The following is a 22,071-nucleotide window of genomic DNA, read 5'->3' on the forward strand; positions in this document are numbered from 1 at the left end:
AGACTTAAAGGCAGTTTCCGGGTCGGGAGTCCAACAGGGCTCCCGACTCTTTTAGTCGATCGGAAAACTCCGGTCTTTTTGAAATGCTCATCTGTTCAGAGCCTGGTCGCGGGCCGCTCAGATGACCAACGAGGTAATTACCATGTCTCAGGATTTTGTTATTGAAGCATTTCCTCGTGACGATCAGGGGAAAGGTGCGAGCCGCCGCCTGCGTCGCGAAGAGCGTAAAATCCCGGCCATCATCTACGGTGGCGGAAAAGACGCAACGCCGGTCTCCATCTGGCACAACGAGCTGAAAAAGGCCCTCGAAAACGAAGCCTTCTTCTCTCACATTCTGACCATCGACATTCAGGGCAAAAAAGAAAGCGTGATCCTGAAGGATCTGCAGCGCCACCCGTACAAGCTGCTGCTGACCCACGCCGACTTCCTGCGCGTAGACAAGGATCACGAGATCCACGTTAACGTACCGCTGCACTTCCTGAACGAAGACACAGCGCCGGCGGTTAAGCTTCAGGGTGGTATTGTTTCCCACACCATGACCGAAGTGGAAGTTATCTGCCTGCCGCAGAACCTGCCTGAGTTCATCGAAGTTGACCTGACTGACGTCGCCATGGACCAGGTTGTCCACCTGAGCGACCTGAAACTGCCGAAAGGCGTTCGTGTTGCTGCCCTGCTGCAGGGTGAAGACCACGACCAGCCGGTTGCCTCTATCCACAAGCCGAAAGGTGCCAAGGCGGACGACGCTGCGGACGCCGAAGGCGAGGAAGGCGGCGAGGAGTAATCACTCCGGGGGCAAAGGCGAATGGCACAGGATATTGTCATGGTGGTTGGCCTGGGAAATCCCGGCGCCGACTACGAGAATACCCGCCACAACGCCGGCGCCCTGTTCGTCGAAGCGCTGGCCCGCCATGCGGGCCAGACGCTACGCCCCGAACGGAAGTACCACGGGCTTTACGCCCGCATTCAGTGGCAGGGTCTCGACCTGCACCTCCTGAACCCCAGCACGTTCATGAACCGCAGCGGCATTGCCATCAAGGCCCTCGCGGACTTCTTCAAGATCTCTCCTGAACAGATTCTGGTTGCCCACGACGAGCTCGACCTGCCTCCCGGCACGGCCAAACTCAAAAAAGGCGGCGGTCACGGTGGTCATAATGGCCTGCGGGACACCATTGCCCACCTCGGCACCAACGACTTCCAGCGACTACGCCTTGGCATCGGCCATCCCGGCGACAGCCGTAAGGTCACCGGTTTTGTACTGGGCCGGCTCGGCAAACAGGAAGCCGAGCAGCTGAGCGCCGTGTTCGACGAAGTCATGCGGGTTTTGCCAGACGCCGCCAACGGCAAACTGGCTGCCGCTATGAACAGGTTACACAGTTTCAAACCGACCCCCTGAGCAAGGCACATCCCCTTACTCGCACCCGTACCGATACCCCGGTATAATCCGCCCAAATTTTTCAGTTCCAGCAGAGGCATTCCATGGGATTTAACTGCGGCATCGTCGGCCTTCCCAACGTCGGCAAATCTACCCTGTTCAACGCACTGACCAAAGCCGGCATCGGCGCAGAGAACTTCCCGTTCTGCACCATCGAACCCAACGCCGGCGTGGTGGCCATGCCCGACCCACGCCTGACCAAACTGGCCGAAATCGTAAAGCCCGAGCGAGTCGTGCCCACCACCATGGAATTTGTCGACATCGCCGGCCTGGTCGCCGGCGCCTCCAAAGGCGAAGGCCTGGGCAACCAGTTCCTGGCCAACATCCGCCAGACCGACGCCATTGCCCATGTAGTGCGCTGCTTCGAAGACGGCAACGTCATCCACGTGGCCAACAAAGTTGACCCGGCATCTGACATTGAAGTGATCAACACCGAGCTGGCGCTGGCCGACCTGGACACCGTCGAGAAAGCTATCAAGCGCGTGCAGCGGGTAGCCAAGAGCGGCGACAAAGAGGCCAAGGCCCAGCTGGAAATGTTCGAGAAGCTGCTGCCGGTGCTGAATGAAGGCAAACCGGTGCGCAGCATGGGCCTGGACAAAGACCAGATGGCCCTGGTACGCGAGCTGTGCCTGCTCACCGTCAAGCCCACCATGTACATCGCCAACGTGAATGAAGACGGCTTCGAGAACAACCCACACCTGGACAAGGTTCGCGAAATTGCCGCCTCCGAGAACGCGGTGGTAGTACCCATCTGCAACAAGATGGAAGCCGAAATCTCCGAACTGGAAGACGAAGAGAAAGCCATGTTCCTGGACGAAATGGGCATGGAAGAGCCCGGCCTGGACCGCGTGATCCGCGCCGGTTACGGTCTGCTTGGCCTGCAAACCTACTTCACCGCCGGCGTAAAGGAAGTTCGTGCCTGGACTGTTAAAATCGGTGCCACCGCACCCCAGGCTGCCGGTGTTATCCACACCGACTTCGAGCGCGGCTTCATCCGCGCCGAAGTCATCAGCTACGACGATTTCGTGCAGTACAACGGCGAAGCCGGCGCCAAGGATGCTGGCAAATGGCGCCTGGAAGGCAAGGATTACATCGTCAAAGACGGCGACGTTATCCACTTCCGGTTTAATGTCTAAAAGAAACGCGCCATACCTCGCCTGAAAGTATTTTACTGGCGAGTGAGCAACCTCAACATACTTGTCAGGGACGACAAATGCACCTTGCGATCGCGATCGTAAAGCTATTCATTTTTTTGCGAAGCCTGTTCAAACTCACCCAGTGGCTGTTCCTGAAAAAGCGCTGGGCGCAAAGTAAGCGGTCCCAATGCTCCGCCGCCCGTTCTTTTCGTGCAGGTGGCACGCCCTTCCAGCAACTATCAACCGCTGAAACCGAGGTCATATCCACGCTGATAAAGCTGGAAGCGATTAACAAGATCGGTGGGAAATGCCCTTTTAACCCCAAAGAACTATCACCGAATGTCTACCGAATCGTTGGCCCGGTGATAGAACAGAAGCCGTGGCTCGAAAGCAACACAGATACCCAGGTAAAGCACACGCTGAATGGTTTTGAAGTCCTGATACCCTCCCCAGGCCGCCGATGCCTGCCGACGAAAGCGATCTCCGAAATCCACTTTGTTTTCTACGGCGATATTGCTGTCGCAATTAGGGCTCCGGATTGCTTTGATATTCTTGAAGAGCAGGAGGCAAAACCATCATTCGCCCCTCACCTTTCCATTATCAAAACCCAGATATCGTCTGTATACGAGTCATCTGGCGCACAAAAGAGCCCGGAAGTTAAACCTACCAATAGCGATCGGCTTATTCAGCACATGGATCAGACGCACGCCATCGTCTATCGGGATACATGCCGAGCCAATGGCTATATGTTCATAATCGGGACGGCCGGCGTATTCTCGCTGATCCTTGCCCTGATATACATCGCAGTCGTATCGGAGGTCTGGCCTGCCTATCTTTCCGAGGCCGCTCCCGGTTTAACGCTTGTGATGACGATGACTCTGATATGGCCTCTACTTGTTGCCGGATTTCTTGCTGTCGAACACTGGCAGTTCAAAAAACAACCCGTAATCGTTTTTGATCGCGAACAGGAGCACGTTTATCTCAGCCCCTTAGCTGGCGAAAAGGCCATCGTGATCCCCTGGGACCAGCTGAAAATCTCAATTCGTCAACTCAATATGCGGGGGGTTGGCCTGGAGTATCCCATTAATTTTGTGCAATTGGAGTTCGCCGCAAGAATGCCTGACTCCCGCATTACTCTGGGAGCTAAGTCACTATCAGCAGGCATTGGACTATGGCAAACGCTTCATTCGTTTATGCACAAAGACCTCCATTGCGTTCGGGGATTGGAGACAATGGAGCCCGAATACCGGCCAGAGGATCCACCGAGAGATGACATTTATCTGTTTACCCGGCGGCTCAGAGAGAAGATCAACTCTAAGGATTTCTTTGCTGTGACTGGCTGGTTATTTCTGGCCGCTCTCACCTTGGGGCCGCTTCCCTATATTCTGGCCTCGGCGTGCTCCAGGTTTAGAGTGCGACACGCAAGACGCCGCATCTGATGTTTTTTTTGCGAACAGTCTTGACACTGCCAGCCCAAATACCGAAAATACGCGCCTCGTTTGGGGCGTGTCCCGAAGCGAAATGGCAAGGTAGCTCAGTTGGTTAGAGCACAGCACTCATAATGCTGGGGTCGGCGGTTCGACTCCGCCCCTTGCTACCAGTATTCTGAAAGCCCGGCTCGAAAGATCCGGGCTTTTTCAGTTCTGGGGACGACCCCACCCTTCCCGGGAATAAACGCGGGACGACCCGCCTACGTTACTCCCAATATCATGCGTACCACCAGAGACAGAATTCGTCAGGCCATTTCCTTTGAAGTGATCGGCCTGCTCATCTCCACGCCCCTGGCCGCCTTTGCCTTCGGCATGGATCTCGGCGAAACCGGGGTGCTCGCGGCGATCGGTGCCACCATGGCCACCCTGTGGAACTACCTCTTCAATCTCATGTTTGATCACGCTCTTAAGCGGCTCACCGGCAGCACCCGGAAAACCCTCAAGCTGCGTTTTCTGCATGCCATCAGTTTTGAGTTCGGGCTGATGCTGGCGTTCCTGCCGGTAATTGCCTGGTGGCTGAAGATCGGCTTGCTGGAGGCACTGATTGTCGACATCGCCTTTGTCGTGTTCTACCTGATTTACGCCTTTGTGTTCACCTGGTGCTACGATATGGTGTTTCCCGATAACGATGCCGGGGCGGCATCAGCCACCGACACCTGTTAACCCGAACCAAAGGCTTTCCACTGCCATGCAGGAATCAATAACATCCAGTGTTTCACTCGAGCGCCTGGAGCGAATTACCCGCCATTTCGACAACCATTATATCCAGCCAGGGAAGATTCCGGGCGCCGTTACTCTGGTGGCCCGGTATGGCGAGGTTGTCTGGTGTGAAGCCCAGGGCCTGAGAGATGTAGAGCGCAACCAGCCCATGGAGCGGGACACCGTGTTCCGCATCTATTCCATGACCAAGCCCATCACCAGCATTGCCATGATGCAGCTGTACGAACAGGGCAAGTTCCTGCTCAACGACCCGGTGCACAAGTACATTCCATCCTGGCGGAACCTGCGCGTCTACAAGGGAGGCAGTCATCCGGACTTCGAGACGGTTCCGGCAACCAGCACTATGACCATCCGGGATCTGATGACCCACACCTCAGGGCTGACCTATGGCTTCACCGAGCGAACCGAGGTGGATGCCGCCTATCGCAAGCTGAAACTGGATGGCAGCACCATTCTTACTCTGGACAAGCTGGTCGCCCGGCTGGCCGAATTACCGCTGGAGTTCTCGCCCGGCACCGCCTGGAACTACTCGGTGTCCACTGATGTACTGGGTTACCTGGTTGAGCTGCTCTCCGGCCAATCCCTGGACAGCTACTTTCAGGAGCACATCTTTGCCCCCCTGGGCATGACCGATACCGGATTTCATGTGCGACCGGACCAGCAGGAACGCTTTGCAGCCTGCTATTTATACCAACCCGGCAACACCATGAAACTCCAGGACGACCCGGAGCGGTCCCGCTACCTGAAGGAACCAAAATTCCTGTCGGGTGGCGGCGGACTGGTCTCGACCATTGACGATTATTTCCGCTTCGCCCAGGCCCTGTGCCAGGGTGGCGAATATCAGGGCCAGCGGATCATCGGCCGCAAAACCCTGGAATTCATGCACCTGAACCACCTGCCGGGCGGCCAGGATCTCCCTGCGCTGTCGATTGGCGGCTTCAGTGAAACACCGTATGCCGGCAGCGGCTTCGGATTAGGGTTCTCGGTCAAAACCGATATCGCCAAATCCGCCACGATCGGTTCGCCGGGGGAATTCGGCTGGGGTGGCCTGGCCAGCACCAGTTTCTTTATCGACCCGGTGGAAGATCTGGTGGTGATTTTCATGACCCAGCTGATGCCGTCTTCGTCCTATCCCATCCGACAGGAGCTCAGAGCTCTGGTATACGGCGCCCTGGACTGACTCCGCACTCTGCCGTATATCGGTATAACCGCTGGAACTGTGCCGAAGCCCGAGTGCCTGTGGCATACTCGGCTCCTTAAGCCAATAACGAACAAACCACCAGCAAGGAATGTTGTGATGAAAGCGGAAACCCTCGCACTGCACGCCGGCTTCAAGAGCGACCCGACCACCAAGGCCGCCACCACACCCATTTACCAGACCACATCCTACACCTTCGACGACACCCAGCACGGTGCCGATCTGTTTGACCTGAAGGTACAAGGCAACATCTATACCCGCATCATGAATCCCACCAACGCGGTTCTGGAAGAGCGCATGGCGGCGCTGGAAGGCGGTATCGGGGCCCTGGCCGTGGCCTCCGGCATGGCTGCGATCACCTATGCCCTGCAGACCATCTGTAAAGTGGGCAATAACATCGTCAGCACCAGCCAACTCTATGGCGGCACCTACAACCTGTTCGCCCACTCCCTGCCCAACCAGGGCATCGAGTGCAAGATGGTGCCCCACGATGATTTTGCGGCGGTGGAAAACGCCATCGACGACCAGACCCGCGCCCTGTTCTGTGAGTCTATCGGCAACCCGGCCGGCAACGTGGTGGATATCCAGAAGTGGGCGGAGATTGCACACAAGCACGGCATTCCGCTGATTGTCGATAACACCGTCGCCACCCCGTTCCTGTGCCGACCGTTTGAGCATGGCGCCGATATCGTCATTCACTCCCTGACCAAATACATCGGCGGCCACGGCACCACTGTAGCGGGTATTGTGGTGGATTCCGGCAAGTTTGACTGGAAAGCCAGTGCAGACAAGTTCCCGATGATGAACCAGCCGGACCCGTCCTACCACGGTGTGGTTTACACCGAAGCCCTGGGCGAAGCCGCCTTTATCGGCCGCTGCCGCGTGGTGCCACTGCGTAACACCGGGTCTGCCCTGTCGCCATTCAACGCCTTCCTGATCATGCAGGGCCTGGAAACCCTGGCCCTGCGCATGGAGCGCCATTGCGACAACGCCCAGAAGGTTGCCCAGTTCCTGCAGGATCACCCCGCCGTGGAGTGGGTAAACTACGCTGGCCTGGCCAACAGCCCCTACAAGGCCACCTGTGACAAAATCTGCGGCGGCAAGGCATCCGGCATTTTGAGCTTTGGCATCAAGGGCGGCCGCGAGGCCGGCGCCAGGTTTATCGATGCGCTGGACATGATCCTGCGCCTGGTAAACATTGGCGATGCCAAATCCCTGGCTTGCCACCCGGCCACCACCACCCACCGCCAGCTCAACGCAGACGAGCTGAAGAGTGCCGGTGTCAGTGAAGACCTGGTGCGCCTGTCTATCGGCATTGAACACGTAGACGACATCATTGCCGACATTACCCAGGCCCTGGACAAATCCCAGGCTTGATAACCATCAACCGGGTACGACCAAAGTCGTGCCCGGTTACCCCGTGATTGCCCGTATCTGCCTTGTAACTGCTCGCCCCGCCGATTAACCTTTAAGGTTCTCCATACCTTTTCTGCGAGAGTCTCCGGCCCAATGAGCGAAAGCGCAAAGCCCCGCATTACCAGTGGTTCCAAATTCCGTAACGAACACGGCTTTTCCGCCATCAAGGACGGCGTGAAAAGAACAGCCTCCAGCACGGAAGACAAACCCCTGGAGCGCAAGCCAAAATGGCTGAGAGCGCGTATGCCCGGTGGCGAACGCTACGATGCCGTGCGCCGGAATGTATCGGAACACCGCCTGAGCACCGTATGCCAGGAATCCCACTGCCCCAATATTGGCGAATGCTGGACCAACGGCACCGCCACCATCATGGTGATGGGATCAGTCTGTACCCGGGCCTGCAAGTTCTGCGCGGTCGACACCGGCAACCCCAAAGGCTGGCTGGACCCGGAAGAGCCTGAGAACACAGCCAAGTCTGTGGAATTGATGGGCCTGCGCTACATCGTTCTGACCTCGGTAGACCGGGACGATCTGGACGACGGTGGTGCCGCGCACTACGCCGCCTGCGTCTCTGCCATCAAACAGCGCACTCCGGAAGTGGCCGTAGAAGCCCTGACCCCGGATTTTGACGCGGTGATGAGCGACGTGGAAAAAGTGGTGGATTCCGGCCTGGACGTGTTCGCCCAGAACGTGGAAACCGTCAAACGCCTGACTCACCGCGTGCGCGACCCCCGGGCCGGTTACGAGAAAACCCTGAGCGTGCTGGCCCACGCCAAGAAGCACCGGCCAGACGTACTCACCAAGACCAGCCTGATGCTCGGCCTGGGTGAAACCGAAGAAGAAATTCTGGAAACCATGGATGACTTGCGGGCCATTGGCGTCGACATTCTTACCCTTGGCCAGTACCTTCGCCCCACTCCCAACCATCTGCCGGTAGAACGCTACGTGACCCCGGAAGAGTTCAACCGTTACCGCGACATCGGCCTGGAGAAGGGCTTCATGGAAGTGCCATCAGGCCCCATGGTGCGCTCCAGCTACCGGGCTGACCGGGTGTTCGACAAGAACAACCTGGGGCTGGCCGTGCCCGACGTTCCGCAGGCGAGCAACGCCATGCAGATTCCTGTTAAAGCCATCGACTGAGGCGCCCATGCTGACACTGCTGCGCAATGCCCGGCTGAAGTACAAGTTCTGGTTGCTGAATATTGTGGTGTTTGCAGTACTCTGCCTGCTGGTGCTTTACGCCATGCAGCTGATCGCTGACCAGTCTGGTGCGACCTTCTCACAGGTGTTTGCCGACACCGCACCGGGGTTCGCCCTGGTGGTTGCCGTGCTTATGGCACTTGAGATGGCCGGCTCCCAATTGCTGATCTCCTTTATAGAGCGGCACATACACCGCCTCAAAGACACCATGGTGTCGGTTCAGGCCAGCGGCAATCTCAGCGAGCGGGCTCCGGTGGATTCCACCGATGAGATCGGCGAGATGGCTACCGCGTTCAATGCCATGCAGGATCGTACCGTCGGGGTTGTCCGCAGCATGAAAGAGGCCATCGACAGGTTGAACAGGGAAGTTCAGGAACTGACCCTTGCAGCGGAATCCCGGCGAGATGATCTGGCCCGCCAACAGGCTGGCGCTGATCGCTCTGCCGAAGTGATCGAAACCATGCTGCAGAGTTTCGTCGGCATTGCCGAGCAGTCTGGCATTGCCAAAACCCTGTCCCACGAAGCCCGCGACACCGCCCTTGCCGGCCAGGAACGCGTGGGCAAAAGTGCTGATAGCATTCGCCAGCTGGAGCAAGTTATCCGAAACTCCGCCAGCAGCGTCGAGTCCCTGGCCGAGAACAGCCAGGCCATTGGCCAGACCATCACCGAAATCAAGGGCATTGCCGAGCAGACCAACCTGCTGGCACTGAATGCGGCTATTGAAGCCGCACGGGCCGGCGAGCAGGGCCGTGGCTTTGCCGTGGTCGCGGATGAAGTTCGCAAACTGGCCCAACGGGTGCAGGACTCCACCGACCAGATCCAGACCAGACTGGACAAGTTGCTGGCGGCCATGAATACCTCGGTACAGCAGATGACCGGCAGCTCAGAGAGCGCTGCCCGCTGCGTGGAGGAGTCGGAACTGGGGCGCCAGGCACTGGAAGCCATCAATGAAGTGGTTACCCGCATTGACCGGACCAACCAGGAAATCGCGGATATGTCCGCCGAACAGACAGCCGGTACCGATGACGTGCTGGCCAATGTCCAGGGTATCCGGGACACCACCCAGAGCATGGTCACCCAGCTTTCCGACAGCGCCGAGATGACCCGTCGACTGAAACACCTGATCGAATCGCTCGAAGACGCGGCATCAAAGGTCAAAGTTCACTGAGGTTTGTGGCACACTCTGCAGTCGTTTTTCGCTGCAGAGTCCTGATACATGAACCGCATCGGTGCCTTTTACGATCGCTTTATCCTTCCCCACCCCTGGATTGTCCTGGTCCTGTTCGGAGCCATCCTGGCCCTGGCAGCCTTGCGCTTTGACCAGTTCCGGCTCGACGCCTCCGCCGAATCGCTGGTGCTTGAGAATGATCGCTCACTGGAAGAGTACCGGCAGGTAAACCGCACCTTCACTACCTCGGACGACTTCCTGGTGGTGACCTACACGCCCCACGAGCCGCTCTTCACCCCGGAAGGCCTGGGCCACCTCAAAGCCCTGCGGGACGAACTGCAGGCGCTGGAAGCCGTCAGCTCGACCAACAGCATCCTGAACGCACCGCTGCTACACAGCCCTGACCTGACGCTGGATACCGTCGACACCGAGATCAAGACCCTGGACGAACACGAGGTTGCCCCGGACACCGCGCGCCAGGCGCTGCTGGACAACCCCATGTACCCGAACCTGTTGCTCAGCGAAGATGCCGGCACCACGGCCATTCAGGTTAACCTGCCCACACCCGAGCGCTATTTCGAGTTGCTGAACCAGCGTGACAACCTGCGGGACAGGGTGAACTCCGGCAACGCCAGCGCCGATGACCAACGGCATCTGGAACAGGTCAGCCAGGAATTCATTCGTTACACCGAATCCCTGGGCAAGGAGAGGGATGCCACCATCAAGAAGGTCCGGGTGATCCTCGATAACCACCGGGAGCACGCCAGCATTCACCTGGGTGGCGTACCGATGATTGTGGCCGATATGATTCGCTTCATTCAGAACGACCTGTCTACCTTTGGCCTGGGTGTACTGGCGTTCCTGCTGCTGACTCTGGCGATTATCTTCCGGCAGTGGCGCTGGGTTCTGGTGCCCCTGTTGTGCTGTGGCTTTACCGTGTGGCTGATGATTGGCTTCCTTGGCTGGGCGCAATGGCCCGTTACCGTCATCTCATCCAACTTTATCTCCCTGCTGCTGATCATGACCCTGTCGCTCACCATTCACCTGATTGTGCGCTACCGGGAGTTCCAGCACGACGAGCCGGATGCTGCGCCCCGGGATGTCCTGCGCCGCACCGTCATGGCCATGATCAAACCCTGCTTCTATATGGCCATCACCACCATTGTCGCCTTCGGCTCCCTGACCTTCAGCGGCATTCGACCAGTGATTGATTTCGGCTGGATGATGACCCTGGGGCTATCCGTAGCCTTCATCATCACCTTCCTGGTGTTCCCTGCCCTGCTCAGCCTGCTGCCGCCCCCTTTGGACAGCCGGGTAACCTCGGACAGGATTCCGTTCACCGATGCCTTTGCCCGCTTTACAGAGCGGTTTGGCGGCACCGTGCTAGTGGGCTCCGGGGTGATTGCCGTGCTGTGCGTGATTGGCCTGAACCGGCTGACCGTTGAGAACAGCTTTATTGATTACTTCAAATCCTCCACCGAAATCCACCAGGGCATGATCACCATAGACGACCGGCTTGGCGGCACCACCCCGCTGGACGTGGTGATTACCGATGAGCCGCCACCTGAGAACTATAGCGACGACCCCTTCGCCAGCGATTGCGACCCGTTTGTGGAAGACTGTGACGAAGAAGACTACCGGGACACCTGGTATACCTACCAGAAAATGCGCCAGCTTGGTGACGTGCACGACTACCTGAACAGCCTGCCAGAGACGGGCAAGGTGCTGTCGATCAGCACCACCCTGGACCTGCTGGCCCAGATCAACGGCGGTACGCCGCTGAACGCCGTTGAGCTGGCGTTTGTACCCGCGGCGGTACCCGATGATTTACAGGACATTCTTCTGACGCCCTACATATCGGAAGAGCAGAGCCAGGCCAGGTTCAGCATCCGGATTCTGGAAACCATGCCGGATTTGCGCAGGCAAGACCTCCTGGACCGCATACACAAACACCTGACAACGGAACTTGGCTACGACTCTGAACGAGTCCAGCTCTCAGGCATGACCGTCATGTACAACAACATGCTGCAAAGCCTGTTCGACTCCCAGATCAAAACCATCGGGGTGGTTTTCGCAGCCATTATGGTGATGTTTTTGATCCTGTTCCGGTCACTCAAACTGGCGCTGATCGGCATGGCCCCGAACCTGATAGCGGCTGGCTCGGTGCTTGGGTTGATGGGCTGGCTGGGGATTCCTCTGGATATGATGACCATCACCGTGGCTGCCATTACCGTGGGCATTGCGGTGGATGACACCATCCATTACATCCACCGGTTCAAGACCGAGTTAGCCAAAGACGGTGATTACCTGGCCACCATGCACCGATGTCACCGCAGCATCGGCCAGGCCATGTTCTTCACCTCGTTGACCATCATCTCCGGGTTCTCGATTCTGGTGCTGTCCAACTTCATCCCCACCATCTACTTCGGCCTGTTCACCGGCTTTGCCATGTTCATGGCCCTGGTGGGAGCCCTGACGCTGCTGCCAAGGCTGATCATCCTGTTCAAGCCTTTCCCTGCCCCATAATAAAAAACCCCGCCGGAGCATCGCTCGGGCGGGGTCTGATTCAGCCGGTTTTACTGACCAGGCTGCATCATCTGCTGTTGCTGACGCATCTGCTGCTGCATTTCCCGCATGCGACGATCCAGCTCATCACGCTGCTCTTCGGTGAATACCGCATCCACCTTTGCCTGCATCAACGCAGACAGCGCGGCGATCTCGCCTGTCACATCACCCAGCTTCTCGGCGTTGTCCCGAATGGCAGATTCGCTGTAGTCCGCCTTGATTTCAGCCTGCAGTGCCTGCTGCAGTGACTGGGCATTCTGACGCAGCGCACCAATTTCGCCCTGCATGTCGTCGATGATGCCGCGAATTTCAGTTTGCTGGTCATCAGACAAACCCACCATCTCGGCCAACTGGTCTACCTGGTCAGGCTGGCCAGGGGCGGCTTGCTGGGCAAATGCAGGCATTGACAGGCTGAAGGCCACCAAAGCAGAACCAATAATTTTTGCAATCTTCATAAATTTCTCCAAATGGCCGGTGGCCACGCTCTAACCACCGGATTTCGTTGCTTTCACTGTTCAAGGCTGTACACACTAAAACATTCCAGCCCCACTTTTCACCCCGATCACCCTTCTTTTTGTACACACTTCCGAAAAAAACTCCGTCGGCTCCCGGCACACGGGGGTCGCAGCGACTATGAAAATTTGGTCATTCCCCTGCATAATGGCGCCTTTAAACAGCGAGCGGAGCACACACCATGGCGATTAACTGGTTTCCCGGGCACATGCACAAGGCCCGAAAGGAGATCAAAAAAGTCATGCCTCAGATGGATCTGATCATCGAGGTAGTCGACGCGCGCATTCCTTTCAGCAGTGAGAACCCGCTGGTGCCCTCGCTTCGTGGTGATACCCCGCTCATCAAAGTCCTGAACAAGCGAGACTTGGCAGACCCGGCGATCACCGATCAATGGCTTCAGTGGCTGGAGCAGGAACGGGGCGTTCGTGCCATCACCCTGACCCATAACGAACGTAAGGAAGCGTTGGGTATCCTCAAGCTGGCCGAGGAACTTACCCCCGGCCATGATCGGCAAAAAAGCGCGCTTCGGGTGATGATCCTGGGCATTCCGAACGTTGGCAAGTCCACCCTGATCAACACCCTTGCTGGCCGGCCCGCCGCCAAGACCGGCAACGAGCCGGCGGTTACCCGGGCCCAGCAAGCCATCAAATTGCCAGACAACATACTGCTCTATGACACGCCCGGCTTCCTATGGCCCAAACTGTCCCCGGAACAGTGCGGTTACCGGCTGGCCATTTCCGGCGCCATTCGCAGCGCGGTGCTGGATTTCGAAGATGTGGCGATGTTTGAAGCAGACTACCTGGTCAAGGCCTACCCGGAACTGGTGATGGCCCGCTACGGCCTGGAACAGCAACCTGTCGATGGCCTGGCCCTGATGGATGCCATTGCCGCGAAACGAAAGTTCTTCCGCCGGGGCGGTGTGCCGGACCTCCACAAAGTGTCTGAGATCCTGCTCAATGAATTCAGGGCGGGAACCATCGGCCGGATTTCACTGGAAACACCTGAGATGGTGGAGAGCGAACTTCGGCAGGCCCGGGCCGAAGAGGAAGCCAGAGAAGCCGAGAAGCAGGCCCGTGCCGAGCAACGCAAGAAGAAGTCGTCCTGAGGCGATACCCACTCGGTGGGCACCCGATCAGTTAGACCAAAGCCTTCTTAAAATCCACGCATAAGACTAGACTCTTTTGCTATACTTGATTTTGATCAATGTGTGAGAATCCAGATGTTTCAGCATTGGCACCCATGGCGGTCCGCTAAATTTTAAGCGTATCCGGATTGGCCATGGTCTTGCTTCCTGAGCAGGGGCAATCCTTGCCAACCAGGAATGAGGACGGCTGCGCATAACGGCAGCCTGATATGGATCAACCCGGATGTTCGTCAATATGGCCCAGGCAATTCGACTTCACCAAGTGTCTCCCCTCAAGGCCTCCTGCCAGCAGTGCAGCCTGAGCAACCTGTGTCTTCCGCTGGCGGTGGAAGAAAACGATCTGGAGCGATTGGAAGACATTGTCCAGCAGGGACGGATTTTCAATCGCGGCGAGCACATCTTTGATCAGAGCACGCCGTTCCGCTCGTGCTTTGCGGTCAAGAGCGGTTCCATCAAAACATCCATCATTACCGAAGGTGGCGACGAGCAAGTGACTGGCTTCTTCATGCCCGGCGAACTGGTGGGGCTCGACAGTATGAGCAGCGAACACTACGCCTGCACCGCGAAAGCCCTGGAACGCACCAGCGTGTGTGAGTTCCCGGTAGACAAACTGGAGGAACTCACCGGCAAGTTGCCGGAACTGCAGCACCACATGTACCACCTGATGAGCCAGGAAATCCAGAATAGCCATCAACTGGCCATGCTGCTGAGCAAGAATACCGCCGAAGAGCGCATCGCTGCCCTTTTGCTGTCTCTATCCAGCCGGTTCCGCCGTCGCAGAATGTCGCCCACCAACTTCAGCTTGCCCATGGCGAGAAACGATATCGCCAATTTCCTGGGGCTGGCCGTGGAAACCGTGAGCCGGGTGTTCACCCGCTTCCAGAATCAGGGCATCATCCGGGCCAGGGGCCGGGAAGTAGAACTTCTTGATGTTGAGGCCCTGCAGATGGTCACCCGGGATTTCGCTCGCCAGGGCTGCCAGCAGTAAGCCCGGGGACCAACAGCGCCGGCAGCTTCAGGAGCTCGCTGGCGCCTTGTCTGCTTCTGCCTCCGGCGAGGTTTTCAGCATCGCCACCTCCTCTGACAACCAGGTTCGCCACGGCAACTGTTTAATGCCGAAGGTGTTGCGAATCTTGCTGCACACCATGGTGGTATTCACCGGCTCCAGATGCCCCCACTCGGGCACTTCATCCACTATCCTTATGTCTTCGGGAATACCGGGCATCCCGGCAATCGCCAGCCCCAGCTCATAGAGGTTGATTTCTTCAGCCCCGGCGTACTGATAGGTGCCCCATACCTCAGCGCCACAATCTACCTGCAGAACCACCGCGGTAATCACCCGTGCCAGATCCTGCACGGCCACCGGCTGGCCTTTGCAACGCCCGGGCAAATGCAGCCCTTCATTACCAGCGGTGCTTTTCTGGACCTTCTCGATAAACCGGGCGAGGCTCCAGCCGGTTCTGAGCAGGATGTGCCTGGGCAATACGGTGCGAAGCGCCTGCTCACACTCCCACTGCCAGCGGCCCAGTTCATTGACTGGTTGCCCGGGATTGGAGGCAATGTAAGCCGCCTGCTTGCGGCCATCAAAGACATAGCAAGACGACAGCTGTAAAAGGGCCATGTTGCGGTCACGGGCAAACTCCGCCAGCGCCAGGGGTAGGGAAAACGCCGCCTGGTGCGTTGCCTCGCGATTATCCTCGGCCTTTTCGGGGTCTACCAGCCACAGGGCATTCACAATCAGGTCAGTGTCTTCAGGAATCCAGTTTTCCAGAGCGTGCAAGTCGGCATTGGCCGGGTCGCTGACCAGCAAAGGGCTGACCTGAAGATGGGTTCTTCGCAGCCGCTCCAGCAACACCCTGCCAAGAGGGCCATAGTCGTGAACCACAAGTACATGCACGTTGAATCACTGCCTCCGGAATATCACTGATATGACGGGCGCTGGCAATCACTCAGGCCAATGGCCCGGGCAATCCATTTGCTGCACTATCATGCAACTTCAAGCGCCGGTGTAAAACCCATTCTCACTGACGAGCATACAACAACAGGAACCTCTATGCTGAAACAACAAAGCCATATCGTGGCCCCCATCCCGGACGAACTGCGCACCCGGGCCCTGTATACCGTAAGCGAGCTCAAGGGGCGCGGTAAAGCCGATAAGGAAGCCATCGAAAAGCTGTACAACCTGATTGTCGAGCTGACTGAACAGGGCCTGGATTTCTTCTTCCTGGAGCCCCTGCGGCGCCTGAATGCCAGCAGCATGATGATGGGCATGGCCAAAATGGGCATCAGCAGCATGCTTAAAGGCAGCAAGATGGTTGTTCACAAGGTGCTGAAAAAGCTCGATGACCGGAGCCTGGCGGCGATTCTCGATTTTATCGAAGAAATCATTCACGAACCTGAAGCCCACTGAACTCGCCCAAGAGCCCTGAGGGCCTGCCTTTTACTCGCAGACCCTGGGCACCCTTGCGGTAACGCCGGTCAGCAGCTCGTAGCCTATGGTACCGGCACAGCTTGCGACTTCGTCGACGCTGACCGTCGTACCCCACAGCTCCACCGGATCGCCTTCACGGGCCTCTGGTGCACCTGTCAGGTCGACTGCCAGCATATCCATGGATACCCGGCCCAACAGGCGAACGCGCTTGCCACGAATGGCTGCCGGCGTTCCGGTACCGGCATGGCGAGGATAACCATCACCATACCCGATGGCCACCATACCCATTCGGGTATCCTCCTGAGCCACCCAACTTGCACCGTAACCCACGGATTCTCCGGCGCGAACAACCCGCGTGCTGATCAATGGCGCCTCAAGAGTCATCACTGGCTGCAGTCCCAACTCCGGGCCGGTCTTGCCAATCATGGGCGAGGCCCCGTACAGCATGATACCGGGCCGACTCCAATCATAGAGCGGCTGGCCCGGCCGAAAATGGGCCGCAGAATTGCCGACACTGCGCATTAACGCTGGCCAGGCAGCCGTGGCGTTCTCAAACAAACGGGTTTGATGATCGGTCATACCGCTGGTGAGGTCATCAGCACAGGCGAAATGGGTAACAAACCCCAGCAATGGCCCCGTCGTCGCTGACGGCCTCAAGGCGGCAACCACGGAATCCAGTTCTTCCGGGCGAAACCCCAAACGGTTCATGCCAGAGTTCACTTTCAGCCAGAATCGGGGGTTTGGGCCCGCGGCCAGCCAGTCAAGTTGCCCGTGGCAATGCATCACGGGCTCAAAACCATGTTGTACGCAATCACGCAAGTCGTCAGGGGTATGCACGCCCTGCAGCAACACGACGGGCTGCCCGAGGCCGACGCTCCGGATTGCCAGCGCTTCCTCAATACAGGCTACGGCAAATTTTTCGACCTCGCCGGCCAGGGCCCGGGCAACGTTAACAATCCCGTGGCCATAACCATCCGCCTTGACCACTGCCATGGCACGCGCGCCACCGGCCCTGGCCTGAGCCAACCGATAATTATGCCTTAGAGCATCCAGGTCAACGCGGGCAACGGTACTGCGTGGCATTAATAATCACCACCGTAATCGCTGTAATCGCCGTGGGCCAGATCTTCAAACTTGGTGTATTTACCGATGAACGCCAGGCGAATGGTGCCGATAGGACCATTCCGCTGCTTACCAATAATAATTTCCGCGATGCCCTTATCCTGGGTGTCTTCGTTGTAGACCTCATCCCGGTATACGAACATGATAACGTCGGCATCCTGCTCGATCGCACCGGATTCCCGCAGATCCGAGTTCACCGGCCGCTTGTTGGGCCGCTGCTCCAGGCTACGGTTAAGCTGTGACAGCGCCACCACCGGGCAGCTCAGCTCCTTGGCGATACCCTTCAGGGATCGCGATATTTCCGAAATCTCTGCCGTCCTGCCCTCGGTATTGCCAGGCACCCGCATCAACTGCAGGTAGTCGACCATGATCAGGCCGATTTTGCCGCCATTTTCCCTGGCAATCCGCCGTGCCCGTGACCGCATCTCCGTCGGGCTCAGGCCCGGCGTATCGTCAATATAGAGGGGTTTGTCCTTGAGCAGGCTCACCGCAGAGGTCAGCCGAGGCCAGTCATCTTCCTCCAGCTTACCGCTCCGGACTTTGGTCTGGTCTATCCGCCCCAGGGAAGACAGCATACGCATGGCCAGAGCGTCTGCCGGCATTTCCATACTGAACACCAGTATCGGCGTGCCGGTACTGATCAGAGCGTTCTCGACAATGTTCATGGCGAAGGTGGTCTTACCCATGGAGGGCCGGCCTGCAACGATAATCAGGTCCGCTGGCTGCATACCGGAGGTCTGGTCATCCAGATCCCGGAAGCCCGTAGTCAAACCCGTGGTCTGTTCACCGGATTCAAACAGCTCTTCAATACGGCTCAGCGTTGTCGCCAAAATGGGATTGATTGCCTTGGGGCCAGAGCCTTCCTTCGACCGGGATTCGGCGATCTGGAATACGCTGCGCTCGGCCTCGTCCAGAATCTCGCTACTCTTTCGCCCCTGGGGATTGAACGCAGAGTCGGAAATCTGGCCAGAGACCTCCACCAGTTTTCGAAGCACCGAACGCTCACGGACAATCTCGGCATAGGCACGGATGTTCGCCGCACCCGGCGTTTTCTCTGCCAGCTCGGCCAGATACGACAAGCCACCGGCATCTTCAATGTCACCGGCACGCTCCAGAAACTCGGCCAGGGTAACCACATCCAGGGGTTCACTTTCACTGGCGAGGCGCTCCACGGCACCAAAAATCAACCGGTGGTCCTGGCGGTAAAAGTCAGCAGCAGAAATGATCTCAGAGACTTCATCAAAACGCCGGTTATCCAGCATCAAACCACCGAGCACCGCCTGCTCCGCTTCAACAGAATGGGGCGGAACCTTGATACGGCTGGTTTCCGGATCAATGGATGCAGGTTTCAGAGTGGGATTGGCCATAAACACCAGACAACGTTGAATTGAATAACAGGAAACAAGAATACCAGAAAGCAACGGGCCCGAAACCGTTTCCGGCTCGGGCCCGTCTCAGAATGCTCAAGCCGTTGGCTTCAACACTCCATGCTTACATCAATCAACGATGACCGATTACTCGGCAACAACCGCCAGCTTGATGGTTACTTCTACGTCTGAGTGCAGCTGCAGTTCGATCTCGAACTCGCCAGTGGTCCGGATAGGACCTTCCGGCAGACGAACTTCGCTCTTCTCGACTTCCGTGCCACCGGCAGAAACCACGTCTGCGATGTCACGAACACCGATAGAACCAAACAGCTTGCCTTCGTCACCAGCCTTGGAGGTAATGGTGAAGGATGCACCTTCCAGAGCTTCGGCACGGGCCTGGGCAGCAGCCAGCTTCTCAGCAGCCGCTTTTTCCAGCTCAGCGCGACGCTCTTCGAACGCCTGTACGTTTGCGGCCGTGGCAGGAACAGCTTTGCCGTACGGCAGCAGGAAATTACGACCGTAACCGGCCTTAACCTTTACCTTGTCACCCAGGGAGCCAAGGTTTGCTACTTTCTCGAGCAGAATAACTTCCATCTCGTTAACCTCTTCGTGCTTTATTCAGCTGGCCCGGCGGGTTGTATACGCCCCCGGATATCCAGCCAGCTATCCACAAAAGCCAGAACCAATAACAGCAACATCAGACTCGGACCCAGCAATACCAGCGCCAGATAAAACATGGCCAGCCAGTTACCGCTCAACTGCTTACGACCAACAACACCGTGAACCAACCCCAGCGCAGCGATGAACAGCGGCGTACCCGCTGCCCAGGCCAACAGCATGGAATTGAGCCCCAACACCGGGCCAATCACCATGGTGAGTGCACAAACCACCGCAATGGCCGGCGACAACCTCAGGGCATGGAATTCCTTGCGGAATCCGCCGGGGTTATAGAGCCCCGCCTGCCAAGCCCTCGCCAGCATGGTCATACCAACCGCTGTCGCGAAGTAAGTGCCAGCCATACTGGCGTTCATGGTGTCCCGGATGATCAGCTCAAGATCGCTGCCCAATGACCGGGCCACTTCGGCGTTGTACTGCCCGTAAAAGCTGACACCGGTCTGAACCAGATCGTTCAGCAGTGCCGGATACATGACGGGCAACATCAACCCGCTCAATATCGCCAGAAAAGCACCCGACAACAGTGCTTTCTCCCAGGCCAGGGTTGTTCGCAGGATGGATGCCATCAGCATCACCTGCAGCAGTACCACCAGTGACGTTGGATCCTGGCCGTAAACGGCCCAGCCCAACGCCGGCATTAATGCCCAGAGGCCGATATTCAACCCCTGCCGGATGCCCAGTCTGAGAATGACCAGGCCAATAACCGCTGCGCCAATCCAGAACAACAGGGGCACTGCAGTGGTAACTGCTGCAACCCCGCCAGCCTGCAGGGGACCGCGCATTACATATTGTGCCAGTGCACGCATGGTCCCGGGTCCTGTCTATCTGTGCTTAGTGGTCGTGGCTGTCCGTATACGGCAGCAGTGCCAGGTAGCGGGCACGCTTGATAGCGGTAGCCAGCTGACGCTGATAACGTGCTTTGGTGCCGGTGATACGGCTGGGCACGATTTTGCCGGTTTCAGTGATGTAGCCTTTCAGGGTGTCCAGATCTTTGTAATCGATCTCTTTCACACCTTCTGCCGTGAAGCGGCAGAACTTACGACGTCTGAAAAAACGAGCCATAACGTAACTCCTAACTCCGGTTGATTACTCTTCTTCGTCCTGGGATGCGCTCTGACGATCTTCAGAGTCAGCTGAACGACGCGGACGATCGTCTCCGCCGGAACGACGGTCCTCACGGGACTCGGCAGCTTTCATCGGAGACATGTCGGTAACAGCCTCATCGCGACGCAGAATCAGGTCACGGATGATGGCATCGTTGAACCGGAAGTTATGAGTCAGCTCGTCCATAGCGGCTTGTGAACACTCAGCGTTCATCAGCACGTAGTGAGCCTTGTGGATCTTGTTGATCGGGTAAGCCAGGTGACGACGGCCCCAATCTTCCAGGCGATGTACCTTGCCGCCATCTTCAGTGATGACGCTGGTATAACGCTCGATCATTGCGGGCACCTGCTCGCTCTGATCCGGATGTACCATAAAAACGATTTCGTAGTGACGCATGAGTTCTCCCTACGGTTTAAACAGCTTTCTTCTGCGGCGGGCGCGGTTAAGCCCCGTTCCCGAGCACGAAAGCAAGGAGGTGACAGCAAAGCTGCCGGCTTCTTTTTGCTTTTATCAACAAGGCCTTAAATATAAAGACCCGATCAAAAGCCAGGTTCTGCCTGCCTGCATTCAGGCAATACAAAACCACCCCTTGGAAAAGGGGTCACGTATTCTAGGCGTATGGGCGGTGTTGTGCAAGGCTTAACCGAGCCGCTGGCGCAGGGCTTCATACAGGCAAACTCCGGTCGCCACCGACACGTTCAGGCTATCGACATGCCCCAGCATGGGAATGTTGATCAACTGGTCGCAGTGTTCCCGGGTTAAACGGCGCATACCCTTACCCTCGGCGCCCATCACCAGGGCCACCGGCCCCTTGAAGTCTGCCTGATACAGGTTTGCAGTCGCCTCTCCGGCCGTACCAATCAGCCAAACGCCGAGTTCCTTGAGCTCGCGCAGGAAGCGAGCCAGGTTGGTCACCCGAACAAACGGCACGGTCTCCGCCGCACCACAGGCAACCTTTCGGGCCACCGGGGTCAGCGAAGCGGATTTGTCCTTGGGCACAATCACCGCCTGCACTCCCACGGCATCTGCCGTACGCATACAGGCACCGAGGTTGTGCGGGTCGGTCACCCCGTCCAGCACCAGCAGGAATGGTGGTTTGCCACTGGCGGCCAGCTGGGCCAGCAAGTCCGCTTCGGTCCACTCACGGCTTTCCGCCACGGCGGCAACAATACCCTGGTGAACACCGGCGACCCGCTCATCCAGCTCACGACGATGCACCACTTTCCAACGCACACCCAGGCTATCCAGGGTGTCGGTAACCGATTTAACCCGCTTATCCTGCCGCCCGGTCTGAATCCAGACTTGCTGCAGGCGCTCCGGTTCCCGCTTGAGAACGGCATCGACGGCATGCCAGCCAAATACATATTCCTGTGACACTGACGCTTATTTC

General features: G+C 57.7%; 22 protein-coding genes and 1 tRNA gene. 14 read left to right on the plus strand and 9 right to left on the minus strand.

The features are described from left to right. The first annotated feature begins 142 nt into the window (after positions 1-142). The 11 genes from ACZ5Q2_RS18615 to ACZ5Q2_RS18665 all read left to right on the plus strand — a co-directional run bounded on the left by ACZ5Q2_RS18615 (position 143) and on the right by ACZ5Q2_RS18665 (position 12,286). Positions 143-781: a 50S ribosomal protein L25/general stress protein Ctc gene (locus ACZ5Q2_RS18615; protein WP_432210699.1), complete on the plus strand. Its 639-nt coding sequence runs from the start codon at positions 143-145 to the stop codon at positions 779-781. Between the two features lie 21 nt (positions 782-802). Beyond that, positions 803-1,393 (plus strand): aminoacyl-tRNA hydrolase, encoded by a 591-nt coding sequence (pth, locus tag ACZ5Q2_RS18620; RefSeq protein ID WP_061333291.1) that lies wholly within the window; start codon positions 803-805, stop codon positions 1,391-1,393. Between the two features lie 83 nt (positions 1,394-1,476). Beyond that, the gene (gene ychF, locus ACZ5Q2_RS18625) at positions 1,477-2,568 is read left to right on the plus strand and encodes a redox-regulated ATPase YchF (RefSeq protein ID WP_432210578.1); all 1,092 of its coding nucleotides are present in this window, start codon (positions 1,477-1,479) and stop codon (positions 2,566-2,568) included. Positions 2,569-2,645: 77 nt separating this feature from the next. Then, positions 2,646-4,007, plus strand: coding sequence for a hypothetical protein (locus ACZ5Q2_RS18630; protein ID WP_432210577.1), 1,362 nt, complete (start codon positions 2,646-2,648; stop codon positions 4,005-4,007). Between the two features lie 84 nt (positions 4,008-4,091). Next, positions 4,092-4,168, plus strand: a tRNA-Met gene (locus tag ACZ5Q2_RS18635). Positions 4,169-4,277: 109 nt separating this feature from the next. Next, a complete protein-coding gene (locus tag ACZ5Q2_RS18640; protein WP_432210576.1) occupies positions 4,278-4,721 on the plus strand; it encodes a PACE efflux transporter in 444 nt (147 codons plus the stop codon). A 25-nt stretch (positions 4,722-4,746) separates the two neighbouring features. Then, positions 4,747-5,958, plus strand: a complete 1,212-nt coding sequence (locus ACZ5Q2_RS18645) for a serine hydrolase domain-containing protein (protein ID WP_432210575.1) — start codon at positions 4,747-4,749, stop codon at positions 5,956-5,958. Positions 5,959-6,075: 117 nt separating this feature from the next. Then, on the plus strand, positions 6,076-7,353 hold the full coding sequence (locus ACZ5Q2_RS18650; RefSeq protein WP_106693433.1) for an O-acetylhomoserine aminocarboxypropyltransferase/cysteine synthase family protein: 1,278 nt from the start codon (positions 6,076-6,078) through the stop codon (positions 7,351-7,353). Positions 7,354-7,485: 132 nt separating this feature from the next. Continuing rightward, positions 7,486-8,532, plus strand: a complete 1,047-nt coding sequence (gene lipA / locus ACZ5Q2_RS18655) for a lipoyl synthase (RefSeq protein ID WP_432210574.1) — start codon at positions 7,486-7,488, stop codon at positions 8,530-8,532. Positions 8,533-8,539: 7 nt separating this feature from the next. Continuing rightward, entirely contained in the window at positions 8,540-9,760 is a 1,221-nt protein-coding gene (locus ACZ5Q2_RS18660) for a methyl-accepting chemotaxis protein (RefSeq protein WP_432210573.1), read from the plus strand. Positions 9,761-9,808: 48 nt separating this feature from the next. Then, complete coding sequence (locus ACZ5Q2_RS18665) at positions 9,809-12,286, plus strand: efflux RND transporter permease subunit (RefSeq protein ID WP_432210572.1); 2,478 nt, start codon at positions 9,809-9,811, stop codon at positions 12,284-12,286. Between the two features lie 50 nt (positions 12,287-12,336). Here ACZ5Q2_RS18665 and ACZ5Q2_RS18670 read toward each other — a convergent pair whose 3' ends face one another. Then, positions 12,337-12,780 carry a Spy/CpxP family protein refolding chaperone gene (locus tag ACZ5Q2_RS18670; RefSeq protein WP_061333313.1) on the minus strand — a complete coding sequence of 148 codons (444 nt, stop codon included), beginning with the start codon at positions 12,778-12,780 and terminating at the stop codon, positions 12,337-12,339. Positions 12,781-13,019: 239 nt separating this feature from the next. On the opposite strand from ACZ5Q2_RS18670, the gene ylqF reads away from it, so the two are divergent. Both ylqF and fnr read left to right on the plus strand, forming a co-directional pair. Then, on the plus strand, positions 13,020-13,943 hold the full coding sequence (ylqF, locus tag ACZ5Q2_RS18675) for a ribosome biogenesis GTPase YlqF (RefSeq protein WP_432210571.1): 924 nt from the start codon (positions 13,020-13,022) through the stop codon (positions 13,941-13,943). A 274-nt stretch (positions 13,944-14,217) separates the two neighbouring features. Beyond that, entirely contained in the window at positions 14,218-14,970 is a 753-nt protein-coding gene (gene fnr / locus ACZ5Q2_RS18680) for a fumarate/nitrate reduction transcriptional regulator Fnr (protein WP_061333312.1), read from the plus strand. Positions 14,971-14,997: 27 nt separating this feature from the next. On the opposite strand, the gene ACZ5Q2_RS18685 is transcribed toward fnr, so the two are convergent. After that, the gene (locus ACZ5Q2_RS18685; protein ID WP_061333283.1) at positions 14,998-15,879 is read right to left on the minus strand and encodes an SDR family oxidoreductase; all 882 of its coding nucleotides are present in this window, start codon (positions 15,877-15,879) and stop codon (positions 14,998-15,000) included. A gap of 156 nt (positions 15,880-16,035) precedes the next feature. On the opposite strand from ACZ5Q2_RS18685, the gene ACZ5Q2_RS18690 reads away from it, so the two are divergent. Next, positions 16,036-16,392, plus strand: coding sequence for a hypothetical protein (locus ACZ5Q2_RS18690; RefSeq protein ID WP_058092233.1), 357 nt, complete (start codon positions 16,036-16,038; stop codon positions 16,390-16,392). Between the two features lie 30 nt (positions 16,393-16,422). On the opposite strand, the gene alr is transcribed toward ACZ5Q2_RS18690, so the two are convergent. The 7 genes from alr to rlmB all read right to left on the minus strand — a co-directional run bounded on the left by alr (position 16,423) and on the right by rlmB (position 22,058). Next, positions 16,423-17,496, minus strand: coding sequence for an alanine racemase (gene alr, locus ACZ5Q2_RS18695; protein WP_432210570.1), 1,074 nt, complete (start codon positions 17,494-17,496; stop codon positions 16,423-16,425). After that, positions 17,496-18,902, minus strand: a complete 1,407-nt coding sequence (dnaB, locus tag ACZ5Q2_RS18700; RefSeq protein ID WP_058092235.1) for a replicative DNA helicase — start codon at positions 18,900-18,902, stop codon at positions 17,496-17,498. Before dnaB ends, alr begins: the two co-directional genes overlap by 1 nt. 147 nt (positions 18,903-19,049) lie before the next feature. Further along, positions 19,050-19,496 (minus strand): 50S ribosomal protein L9, encoded by a 447-nt coding sequence (gene rplI / locus ACZ5Q2_RS18705; RefSeq protein WP_058092236.1) that lies wholly within the window; start codon positions 19,494-19,496, stop codon positions 19,050-19,052. 20 nt (positions 19,497-19,516) lie between these two features. After that, positions 19,517-20,383 carry a hypothetical protein gene (locus tag ACZ5Q2_RS18710; RefSeq protein ID WP_061333281.1) on the minus strand — a complete coding sequence of 289 codons (867 nt, stop codon included), beginning with the start codon at positions 20,381-20,383 and terminating at the stop codon, positions 19,517-19,519. Positions 20,384-20,408: 25 nt separating this feature from the next. After that, a complete protein-coding gene (gene rpsR, locus ACZ5Q2_RS18715; protein ID WP_008937282.1) occupies positions 20,409-20,639 on the minus strand; it encodes a 30S ribosomal protein S18 in 231 nt (76 codons plus the stop codon). Between the two features lie 24 nt (positions 20,640-20,663). Next, positions 20,664-21,077, minus strand: a complete 414-nt coding sequence (gene rpsF, locus ACZ5Q2_RS18720; RefSeq protein ID WP_061333280.1) for a 30S ribosomal protein S6 — start codon at positions 21,075-21,077, stop codon at positions 20,664-20,666. 243 nt (positions 21,078-21,320) lie between these two features. Next, positions 21,321-22,058, minus strand: coding sequence for a 23S rRNA (guanosine(2251)-2'-O)-methyltransferase RlmB (gene rlmB, locus ACZ5Q2_RS18725; RefSeq protein WP_061333278.1), 738 nt, complete (start codon positions 22,056-22,058; stop codon positions 21,321-21,323). Positions 22,059-22,071 lie beyond the last annotated feature (13 nt).

It is taken from the genome of Marinobacter alkaliphilus, assembly GCF_055394375.1.

What these genes read in the sequence shown, in the direction of transcription:
- ychF (WP_432210578.1), top strand. Translation starts at nt 1,477, where the DNA reads ATGGGATTTAACTGCGGCATCGTCGGCCTTCCCAACGTCGGCAAATCT.
- ACZ5Q2_RS18710 (WP_061333281.1), bottom strand. Translation starts at nt 20,383, where the DNA reads ATGCGTGCACTGGCACAATATGTAATGCGCGGTCCCCTGCAGGCTGGC.
- pth (WP_061333291.1), top strand. Translation starts at nt 803, where the DNA reads ATGGCACAGGATATTGTCATGGTGGTTGGCCTGGGAAATCCCGGCGCC.
- ACZ5Q2_RS18650 (WP_106693433.1), top strand. Translation starts at nt 6,076, where the DNA reads ATGAAAGCGGAAACCCTCGCACTGCACGCCGGCTTCAAGAGCGACCCG.
- lipA (WP_432210574.1), top strand. Translation starts at nt 7,486, where the DNA reads ATGAGCGAAAGCGCAAAGCCCCGCATTACCAGTGGTTCCAAATTCCGT.
- alr (WP_432210570.1), bottom strand. Translation starts at nt 17,496, where the DNA reads ATGCCACGCAGTACCGTTGCCCGCGTTGACCTGGATGCTCTAAGGCAT.
- ACZ5Q2_RS18615 (WP_432210699.1), top strand. Translation starts at nt 143, where the DNA reads ATGTCTCAGGATTTTGTTATTGAAGCATTTCCTCGTGACGATCAGGGG.
- rpsR (WP_008937282.1), bottom strand. Translation starts at nt 20,639, where the DNA reads ATGGCTCGTTTTTTCAGACGTCGTAAGTTCTGCCGCTTCACGGCAGAA.
- rpsF (WP_061333280.1), bottom strand. Translation starts at nt 21,077, where the DNA reads ATGCGTCACTACGAAATCGTTTTTATGGTACATCCGGATCAGAGCGAG.
- ACZ5Q2_RS18640 (WP_432210576.1), top strand. Translation starts at nt 4,278, where the DNA reads ATGCGTACCACCAGAGACAGAATTCGTCAGGCCATTTCCTTTGAAGTG.
- ACZ5Q2_RS18670 (WP_061333313.1), bottom strand. Translation starts at nt 12,780, where the DNA reads ATGAAGATTGCAAAAATTATTGGTTCTGCTTTGGTGGCCTTCAGCCTG.
- ylqF (WP_432210571.1), top strand. Translation starts at nt 13,020, where the DNA reads ATGGCGATTAACTGGTTTCCCGGGCACATGCACAAGGCCCGAAAGGAG.
- dnaB (WP_058092235.1), bottom strand. Translation starts at nt 18,902, where the DNA reads ATGGCCAATCCCACTCTGAAACCTGCATCCATTGATCCGGAAACCAGC.
- ACZ5Q2_RS18660 (WP_432210573.1), top strand. Translation starts at nt 8,540, where the DNA reads ATGCTGACACTGCTGCGCAATGCCCGGCTGAAGTACAAGTTCTGGTTG.
- rplI (WP_058092236.1), bottom strand. Translation starts at nt 19,496, where the DNA reads ATGGAAGTTATTCTGCTCGAGAAAGTAGCAAACCTTGGCTCCCTGGGT.
- fnr (WP_061333312.1), top strand. Translation starts at nt 14,218, where the DNA reads ATGGCCCAGGCAATTCGACTTCACCAAGTGTCTCCCCTCAAGGCCTCC.
- ACZ5Q2_RS18630 (WP_432210577.1), top strand. Translation starts at nt 2,646, where the DNA reads ATGCACCTTGCGATCGCGATCGTAAAGCTATTCATTTTTTTGCGAAGC.
- ACZ5Q2_RS18665 (WP_432210572.1), top strand. Translation starts at nt 9,809, where the DNA reads ATGAACCGCATCGGTGCCTTTTACGATCGCTTTATCCTTCCCCACCCC.
- ACZ5Q2_RS18690 (WP_058092233.1), top strand. Translation starts at nt 16,036, where the DNA reads ATGCTGAAACAACAAAGCCATATCGTGGCCCCCATCCCGGACGAACTG.
- ACZ5Q2_RS18645 (WP_432210575.1), top strand. Translation starts at nt 4,747, where the DNA reads ATGCAGGAATCAATAACATCCAGTGTTTCACTCGAGCGCCTGGAGCGA.